This is a genomic window from Symplocastrum torsivum, assembly GCF_059505465.1.
In genome coordinates this window covers 103,908-113,680 of record NZ_JCACKQ010000012.1, presented here as the reverse complement: position 1 = coordinate 113,680, position 9,773 = coordinate 103,908, and the positions used below count along the sequence as shown (strand labels likewise).

The following is a 9,773-nucleotide window of genomic DNA, read 5'->3' as shown; positions in this document are numbered from 1 at the left end:
ATTGGGAATTGGGAATTGGGAATTGGGAATTGGGAATTGGGAATTGGGAATTGGGGCTTACACTACTTGCCCTGGCTTCCCCTAACGCTTGTGCTCTTTATCTGCTGCGAAATTTAATAAGAGAATGAACCTGATGCAGTTCCTTTCTCCGTCTCCTCGATGATTAAATCAACGACATCCTCCAAGCGCCCCGCACGTTTGTAAGCTTTTCGCTGTCGGGTTGCGCCTGTGCCACACTGCATGGTTTCATGTACGATTGATGAAATTTCATCCCACTCTCCAGCATCTTCAAGTGCTGGGCGTAGGAATGTCAGAAATGTCTCAACCATTTCAGGCGCTGGTACGGCAGTAAGGGCGTTAATGTCCATCAACTCCCCTTCCAAGCCATAACGTGCGGCACGCCAATGAGCAGCCCGCAGGAGTTCAGGGCGTGCGGTGACAAAGGGTTCATCACGTTGCGCTTTTTCATAACAAGTCCGCGCTAAGGCACTCACCAGTCCTGCCACCATAACCGCTTCGTCTATCGTCAGGCACACATCCGTAACGCGAAACTCGACGGTTGGATAGCGCTCGGAGAGGCGCACATCCCAGTAAATCTTCGTTGCTTCCTCTACACTTTTAGTGGCAACCAAGGCTTCTACAAGTGTTTTGTATTCGGCATGGGATTGGAATATAGATGGAACGCCTGATAGGGGCCACCTACTCCAAATCTCGGTGCGATAACTTGCATATCCTGTATCTGTACCCAACCAGAACGGTGAATTGGCGGATAGGGCGAGTAAGGGTGCAAGCCATACCCTGGCGCGGTTCATGACTTGAATTGCCATCTCGCGATCGCTAATTCCGATATGTACGTGACAACCGCAGATCAGTAGTTCGCGTGTGAGTTGTTGATAATCTCGTTCCAGGCTTTTGTAGCGATCTTTGGGTGTAATTTGCTGATCTTCCCAGTGAGAGAATGGGTGCGTTCCAGCAGCAGCGATGCGATTACCATCTTTTGCGGCGGCGGCAATGACTTCACGGCGACTGTGTACAAGCTCTCGACGCACATCTGCAAGTGTTCGACAGATGGGGGTTCCAATCTCGATTTGGGAAAGTTGAGCTTCCGGCTGTACCTCTTCACCAAGTGCTTTCCGTGCGATTGGTAGTATCTGCTTAACACGCGAATTCAGCTCACGGGTTACAGGGTCGATAATCTGATATTCCTCTTCGACACCGATAGTGAAATCGTCTGATTCGGGTGCCATGATGGGAGTTCCAAGATGCGCTCAGGTGTTAACTTTAGCGTTTTAATTAATGCGATCGCATCTCTCTGAAGGTTGGTTGAAGATGATCATAAGCTTTAGCCGCGTGATGCGATCGGGTTTATGTCTTAGTTGGCGAGACGGATAGTGCGATCGCGTTTTGAACAGGACACTTCTGGGAACACTCACGATAGACTCTTTTGCCGATTACTAACCTGTTATGAGCTACTGCCTGAACCCGGATTGTCAGAAGCCCCAGAACCCTCATGGGTCAAACTTTTGCCAAAAGTGCGGTACAAAACTTTTACTGGCACAGCGATATCGTGCCATCAAACCTCTTGCTCAAGGGGGCTTTGGCAGAACGCTTTTAGCAGAGGATGAGTACAAGCCATCAAAACCCCAATGTGTGATAAAGCAGTTTTATCCTCAAGGGCAAAATAATTTTGGTAAAGCCGCCGAGTTATTTCAGCAGGAAGCGGTGCGCTTGGAACAGTTGAGCAAACATCCCCAGATTCCTGAACTATTTGCACATTTCGAGCAAGATAATCGCCAGTACATCGTGCAGGAATTCATCGACGGGCAAAACTTAGCCGAGGAGTTGGCACAAACGGGCGTTTTCCGAGAAAAACAGATTTGCAACCTGTTAAGTGACTTACTGCCTGTGCTGCAATTTATCCATGAAGGGCAGGTGATTCATCGGGATATCAAGCCAGAGAATATCATCCGTCGTCGCTCGGATGGCAGACTGGTGCTGGTGGATTTTGGGGCAGCTAAGTATGCAACGGGGACAGCTTTAGGCAAAGCTGGGACATATATCGGCGCAGCGGGTTATGCAGCCCCGGAACAGCTATTTGGGAAAGCGGTGTTTGCCAGCGATATCTACAGTTTGGGTGTCACCTGCATTCATCTGTTGACTGACATTGAGACGCCTGAGCTGTATGACGCGATAGAGAATGCCTTTGTGTGGCGCAATTACCTACCCAACAATCCGGTGAGCGATAAACTGGGTCGCATTCTGGACAAAATGACTCATAGCATGGTTAAGCAACGGTATCAATCAGCATCAGAAGTAATGCAAGACTTGGAGATTTCGGAAGCAACAAGCGTCGATGTTGTAGCACTCTCACCTACTGTACAGACACCCCCTAAAATTGCAGATCAAAACATTTCCTTAGTTGCTACTCTCCAAGGGCATTCAGCCCAAGTTCTTTCTGTAGCTTTTAGTCCCGATGGCAAAACTTTAGCTAGTGGCAGTGGATACAAGGACAAAAACAACTGCCTCAAACTATGGGATGTTGATGTCAGACAGGAGATTTGCACTATTAAGGAACATTCTGGTGGGGTTAATTCCATTGCTTTTAGCCCCGATGGCAGGACTTTAGCTTTTGGTAAGAGCGACACTATCAAACTATGGAACGTTAGCACCGGACAGGAGATTAGCCACCTCAAAGGGCATTCAACGCAGAGTTTATATATTGAGTTAATTTTTTCCCTTGCTTTCAGTCCCGATGGCAAGATTTTAGCCAGTGGCAGTAAAGACTGCACTATTAAATTGTGGGAGGTTAGCACGGGACGAGAAATTAGCACCCTCAAGGGGCATCGCAAATATATTAATTCTGTAGCTTTTAGTCCCGATGGCAAGATTTTAGCCAGTGGCAGTAAGGACAAAACTACTAAGCTGTGGAACGTCAGTACCGGACGAGAGATTATGACACTCAAAGAGCATTCATACGGGGTTAGTTCTGTCGCATTTAGCCCTGATGGTAAAACTTTAGCCACTGGAGGTGGAGACAGCACTATCAAGATGTGGGACGTTCGCACCGGACAAGAAATTAGCACCATCAAGGGGCATTCAGCATTTATTACGTCTGTCGCTTTTAGCGCAGATGGCAAAACTTTAGCCAGTGGCAGTGGGGATCAGACTATCAAAGTATGGGATGTTTCTACTAAACAGGAGATTGTTACTCTAGAGGGGCATTCAGATGTCGTTGATTCTGTTGCTTTTAGCCCGAATGGACAGATACTTGCCAGTGGGAGTTGGGACAAAACCATCAAAATTTGGCGAATCACCCGTTAGGGATTGTTCTAGAAGCGATCACTGTTTTAACTTGAATGTCACTGACTTAATTAAATTCAGATCCCCCCCAGCCCCCCTTAAAAAGGCTATGCATTACTCACATCCTTTTTAACAATCTTGAAAGCCTTGTTTCACAAGGCTTTCAAGATTCCTAAACACCAGTACCCTTGACAAAATACCGCTCATTCTTCTTGGGAAAAACTGAGTTTTATTGAGAATTAGTCATGAAGGAATGGGCATTTGATAGGGGGAGAGCGATCACTCTCCCAAATGTTAAGAAAGATGCGAGTAATGCATAGCTTAAAAAGGGGGGAGAATCTTCTCAAAGTCCCCCTTTTTAAGGGGGATTTAGGGGGATCTGCACTACATAAACGAAGCCAATTAAGTTTGAAAACACGCTCTAGCCCTTCGTCTACAACCGTGGCAAAATTTCCGGTAACAACTGCCCCGGAACTTTCGACAGAGCCATGTTTTGTCCCGCAATGCCACCTTCACGGTAGAAAGCACGAATGGTTTTGACAATGTAGCTGAGGGTCGTTTGATAAGAATCCGATTGCGGAGATACACCTGTACAAGCTTGTACGTGTTGGTTTAGAGCCGCTTCAAGATGAGCGGATTTAGACGCTTGATCTAAGGAAAAATGTGCTTCTGTGGCTAGTTGGTAATATGCGAGTCCTAGATTGTTATAAGTTGAAAGGACATCGAAGTTTATCGGTATTGGTGGGGTGTTGCGCGAAAGTTGCTGGACAAGCGCGATCGCACTTTCATAAGTGGCAATACAAGACTTTAAGTATCGTTCCTGTGCGTCTGGTTCATCTTGAAATCGATCGGCTAGGTGCCAGTAAGCTGTGCCTAGGTTATTTTGTGTAGCAGCACAAGCCGCAGGAGTAACGTCTGGTTTACGGTACATCAAAGCATCTTGATACGCTGAGGTTGCCAACTCTAACCAGTGTTCTGGTTTTTCGTATTGGGCAAGATTCCAGTAGGCAGTACCCAGGTTATTGTGAATCATTGCCCAACTCAACGGCTCGGTTTTCGTGTTGTAATACGACAGGGCTTCGGCATAAGATGCGATCGCAGCTCGTAAATTGGCAACGGGTGATTGATGTTGAGCGAGATTCCAGTAAGCTGTCCCTAAATTGTTCTGTGTAGAAGCATACTTGAGTGGTTCGCTTTCCGCACGGCGATAGCGCAAGGCTTCTTCATAAGCGCGAATCGACTGCTCTAAGTTCTCTGCTGAGTCTTGATGACGAGCTAAGTCTCCGTAGGCGGCTCCCAAATTATTCTGAATCATTGCATAGGTTTGGGGAACCTCTTCGGCAACCAGCCTTGTTAATGCCAGTTGGTAAGATTGAATCGCTTGCTCTAGGTAGGAAAGGCTATGCTCAACGCTGCTAGGAGAACGAGAGAGTATCCAGTAGAGATTGCCAACATCATTGAGGATATCTGATAAGTGAGGCGAGTCCTCTTCTAAGTATTGCAGCGCTTGCTCATACGCCTGAATTGCGATCTCTAAATTCTCCTCAGACGCATCTCCCTGTTCAATCACTTGGCGATAGTAGTTACCCAGTTGCAGATAAGAGTCAGCTTGCAACGCTGTTGGGTTAGCTGAGGGCTGTTGGACGTTTGGCTGAGAGGGTGCCGCTGATTCGCCTAACTTGATATCTGGAATTTGGTACTGATCATCATTAGCTTGCTCATCAGATTGAGTAGGCTCATTCTGAACACTATCACCCACTCTCAAATCAGGCTGAAGCGGCGCTACTCGATTCTCTGTTGGCTCCTTTGGAACGGATAAGGGGGAACTAGGAGTAGAGTAAGGAAATGTTGGGTAATTTGTTACAGGAGGAAACCCCCCACCTAAGGCGTTGAATGGTACTTCTGAACCGGATTGAGGATATTTGAAATCGCCGTCGTGCTGTTTTTCCTGACCAATGTCAGCTAGCTTGACCAAATCTTGAGTCAGCAGCGTTCGCAAGTCTTCCTTGAACGAACCCGTTGCTTCCTCAGATGGTGGTGAAGGCTTAGATGCTTCTGGTTTGGAAGCGCCAACTGGGGGTAGTGGTGTTGGTTCTCCTTCAAATTCAAAGATAGCCGTATGCAACTGCCAAAATTCTGGGACAGATTGCTGAATGGTATGAAACCAAGGTCTTGGTAACCAAATTAACAGTGTCGATTCCAGGCGTGAGAGATTGTGTTCAATCGCTTGTAAACGCCGAAGGAACAATCGTTGCACTGTTGGCGATTGCCGTGTTAAACGCTCAACACCCAAAATCTGAAATCCAGGGGTTGGTGCAGGACTTCGGGATGGTCGGTTCTTTGCTAACCATTGCGCCATCTGCCCTAGAGGATTGGGGTCGCTCAAGCTTAAGTTCAAGCTCACCAATTTTGGGTGGTTTTGAGCATTCAATAGCTCTTTTGCTGAAGTTGCACCCATCTCAGCGTTCAACTTACCTGCCAATCGATTACGCAAACTTAGGTCATCACACACCGCCACAAAAAGTTGGCGGCGCAATCCCAGACTCAAGGCAAGTTTTAACCGTTGATAGGTTTGCCGATTCCAATTTGAAACTTTATGTGAGGCAATATCCGTTGCTGTCATGCTGGTAACTCGTCAGGGCGCAAGTGCGTAACACTTTTGTGCTGGCGCAAGAAGACAAAAGCGTTGCAGGAGTGGGTGTCTATATAGTTCTTCCTCGGATTTTTACCTGAGTCAGGATTAGCTGAGAGACTCTTAGAAAAAGAGCTAAGGGCGTTGATTGGGTTGAATCAGGACAGTTGTTCTAAATTGCTCAACATCCTCTATTCTCTTGTAGAACAAAATTAGATTGACGCTTTGGGTATCAATAACAATCCAACGCGGCTTAATTACAAAAAACAGACACTGCTGAGGAAATATCTCTAGAGGAAAAGCCTGGGTATTCTTGCATCTCTTAGACTATGCGATCGCCTTCATCAGGTAAGTAGTCGGATTTGAAAGAACGCTTAAAATTCTCGGATTGTTCAATCAAGTAGGGAGTTGAGCCAGTCACGCACTTCTCCTTGGTTGATGCGAGACTGTAAAACCTGTAAGCAGGAGGACACACAGGACCATATCGCCATGCTTGAATTTCTTCATCAAACAATGGCTCATCATACAATTGCTATAGATGAGCAATAACTTACTTCCCAACAGGGGATTTAGGTTTTCCTCCATTGCTAGTCGGTTGCGATTCTTCAAGGATGTTTTGCGATCGCTTTTCTCCACCCTTCTTTTTCCCACCTTTCTTACCCAAGTTGGTAATCGATCGCTGTAAGTTATCCACATAGGTGAACAACACAGGTACTACCAGCAATGTTAGTAGTGTTGAGGTAGTGAAGCCTCCCATCAAAGCAAGGCCCATTGGACTGCGTACTTCAGCGCCTGCACCAAGTCCCAACGCTAAGGGAATTGTCCCCGCAATCGTAGCGAGAGAGGTCATCAAGATTGGTCGTAAGCGATCAGTTCCAGCGTTGATTAATGCCTGGTATTGTGACTTGCCTTCTTCCTGGTTGATTAACGTATAGTCCACCAGTAGGATTGAGTTCTTGGTCACAATTCCCATCAACAGGACAATTCCAATCAGCGCATATAGTCCTAACGCCTTTTGAGCAATCATTAAGCCGAGTAGTGCGCCTCCCAAGGAGAGGGGTAACGCCACCATGATTGTCACAGGATGAAGGAAGTTGTTGTACAGCAGAACGAGGATGGCGTAGATGCACATGATGGCTAACGCGATCGCACCGCCGAAGCGACCAAAAATCTCTTGCATAATCTCCGCATCCCCAGCCGATTGTTGCACGACTTCTGGAGGTAGCGGATTCAGTGCTGGTAGCTTATTTACTGCTGCAACCGCATCTCCCAAGGCAATTCCTTGTAAGTTTGCTTCCACTGAAACCTGACGAGAGCGATCATAGCGATCAATGGTTGCAGGGCCACTACCGAAACGGATATCAGCGACTGAGACTAAGGGAACCAGTGTATTATTTGAACCTGGCACCCAGAGATTTCTGAGTGTATCAAGGTCGTCTCGTGCCTCTGGGTTAATTTGCACTCGAATCGGAATTTGGCGATCGGGGAGATTAAACTTAGCCAAGTTTGCTTCGTTGTCACCGATAGTTGCAAGCGAAGCTGTTCGTGCGATCGCTTGTACCGTCACGCCCAAGTCAGCAGCACGCGCTGGGTCAGGAATTACCAAAATCTCTGGCTTTACTAAACTTGCAGTGGAACTTACTTCCACTAATCCAGGCACCGTTCGCATCTGCTGTTCTAAGGCATTAGCCGCAGTTGATAAAGCTTCAGGGTTTTCACTCTTGAGGAGAAGGGATACGTCCTTGCTACTTCCTGCTGCACCTTGACTCTGGAAGCTGATTCTTGCTCCTGGAATTTGGGACAATTGTGGACGCAATTGCTGCTCAAACTCTACTTGAGAGAGGTCACGCTCCTCTTTATCTTTGAGCTGAACAAAGACAGTGGCATTATTCACACCTCCCCCATCATTACCGCCACCACTTGAGCCGATGGTTCCCAGCACACTGCTAACAGCGGGTGAACGTCGGATTAACCCGCTTGCTTGCTGCACAACATTGTTGGTGTCCTCCAGGGTAGAACCGGGAGGCAGTTCAACGCTAAGTGTGGAAATACCCAGGTCGCCATTGTCGATGAATCCCTTGGGAATCAAGGGGATGAGCATTACACTGCCGATGAAAAACGCGATCGCAACTGCCATCGTGGTCATTCGATGCCGCAGCGCCCATTTCAACACACTGCGATACGGCTGAAATCGTCTACGGAAGGTAGAAGGAAAACCGTAGAAGGGAAACGAGTCTTTCTTCTTATTCTGTTTTTTCTCCTTGAGTAAGTAAGCGCCCATCATTGGAGTTACAGTACGCGCTACCAAGGTTGAGAAGAGAGTAGAAACAGCAACCGTTACCCCAAATGGTTGGAAAAACTGACCCGGAATGCCGCCCATAAAGGCAACGGGCAAAAACACAGCAATAATCGTCGCGGCACTAGCAAGTACAGCTAAACCAACTTCCGCTGAAGAATCAAAAGCCGCTTGCCGCGACGTTTTCCCCATTGCCATGTGCCGTTCCATGTTTTCAATTTCCACAACGGCATCATCAACCAAGTTTCCCACTGCCAACGCTAAGGCAAGCAAGGTCATATTGTTGAGGGTGTAACCCAGCAAATACTGAACACCAAATGTGGGAAGAATGGATAGCGGCAATGCAACAGCGGTAATCAAGGTTGCTCGCCAGTCTCGTAAAAAGACTAGAATTGTCACCACTGCCAAGCTACCCGCTTGAATCAGGTCATCAATAGTGCCTTCATAGGATTCGCGAATGAAGTCGGCTCGTGTAAAAATCAGTTGCAGCTTGACATCACGGGGAAGAGTCTTTTGCAGTTTCTCGACTTCTTTTCTGACCCCTTCTTCCACTGTTACGAGAGTACTGCCTGTGCTACGCAACACCTGGAACGCTACGACAGGTTTCCCATCTAGCAGGGCTTGCTGCCGTATCTCGGCATAGCCGTTAATCACTTCTCCTAAGTTCGAGAGGGGAGTTGAACTACCATTCGGCAGCACAATTTCATAAGTTTTCAAGACATCCACATTGGCTGCACTACCTAATGTCCGGATGCTTTGTTCGCTTCCTCCAATTTCCCCTCGTCCCCCTGGTAGGTTGACGTTGAAGGCACGAATTTGGTCATTAACCTGAGTAGCGGTAATCCCAAGGGATTGTAATCGACTTGGGTCGAGGTTGACTCGAATCTCACGATCAACACCACCAACCCGCTTGATTTGAGAAACGCCCTTGACTGCCAGCAAAGCACGGCTAATTGTCTGGTCAACCAAGTAGCTTAAGTCTTCAACTGACCGACTCTCAGAGACAACCGCGTAGGTCATAATCGGACCACCCGCAAATTCCAGTCGCTGAACAATCGGTTCGTTAACGTCTTGCGGTAAGTCTTGCCGGATTTGGGCGACGGCATTACGCACGTCGTTGGTAGCGCGATCGCTATCTGTACCTAGGATAAAGTTAACAACGGTACTGGAAACCCCATCATTAACCGTGGAAATAATGTGATCAATGTTCCCTAAGCCCGCGATGGCATCTTCAACTTTCTTTGTTACCTGAGATTCGAGTTCAGAGGGTCCCGCCCCAGGCTGGGTTACGGTTATTGAAACTGTTGGAATATCAATATTGGGACTGGCATCAATCCCCAACCGAGTAAAGGAAAACCACCCTACTACAGTCAAGACTAAGAACAGAACCAGTGTCGGAACTGGCTTACGAATTGACCATGCGGAGATGTTGAACGACATAAAAATTTTGGATTTTAACCTTTAGATGTGACCTCAGCGGGAAAAGAGTCATAAATTGTTGCTTCTATTTCTAAAATAATTGTTAAAAAGGAAGCTAGCCTTGAT

General features: G+C 47.2%; 6 protein-coding genes. 1 reads left to right on the top strand and 5 read right to left on the bottom strand.

The window, feature by feature from the left end; genetic code table 11:
* Positions 1-113: 113 nt before the first annotated feature.
* Together AC5JL3_RS04245 and AC5JL3_RS04240 are read right to left on the bottom strand one after the other, a co-directional pair.
* Positions 114-1,247 (bottom strand): carboxylate-amine ligase, encoded by a 1,134-nt coding sequence (locus AC5JL3_RS04245; RefSeq protein ID WP_496073286.1) that lies wholly within the window; start codon positions 1,245-1,247, stop codon positions 114-116.
* Positions 1,248-1,289: 42 nt separating this feature from the next.
* A complete protein-coding gene (locus AC5JL3_RS04240) occupies positions 1,290-1,433 on the bottom strand; it encodes a hypothetical protein (protein ID WP_496073285.1) in 144 nt (47 codons plus the stop codon).
* 31 nt (positions 1,434-1,464) lie between these two features.
* Here AC5JL3_RS04240 and AC5JL3_RS04235 point away from each other — a divergent pair, with 31 nt between their 5' ends.
* Entirely contained in the window at positions 1,465-3,321 is a 1,857-nt protein-coding gene (locus AC5JL3_RS04235; protein WP_496073284.1) for a WD40 domain-containing protein, read from the top strand.
* Positions 3,322-3,733: 412 nt separating this feature from the next.
* Here the strand turns inward: AC5JL3_RS04235 and AC5JL3_RS04230 are convergent, their stop codons facing one another.
* From AC5JL3_RS04230 to AC5JL3_RS04220, 3 genes are all read right to left on the bottom strand, one after another.
* Positions 3,734-5,923, bottom strand: a complete 2,190-nt coding sequence (locus tag AC5JL3_RS04230; RefSeq protein ID WP_496073283.1) for a tetratricopeptide repeat protein — start codon at positions 5,921-5,923, stop codon at positions 3,734-3,736.
* Between the two features lie 331 nt (positions 5,924-6,254).
* A complete protein-coding gene (locus tag AC5JL3_RS04225) occupies positions 6,255-6,446 on the bottom strand; it encodes a hypothetical protein (protein WP_496073282.1) in 192 nt (63 codons plus the stop codon).
* A 36-nt stretch (positions 6,447-6,482) separates the two neighbouring features.
* Positions 6,483-9,668 (bottom strand): efflux RND transporter permease subunit, encoded by a 3,186-nt coding sequence (locus AC5JL3_RS04220; RefSeq protein WP_496073281.1) that lies wholly within the window; start codon positions 9,666-9,668, stop codon positions 6,483-6,485.
* Positions 9,669-9,773: the final 105 nt, after the last annotated feature.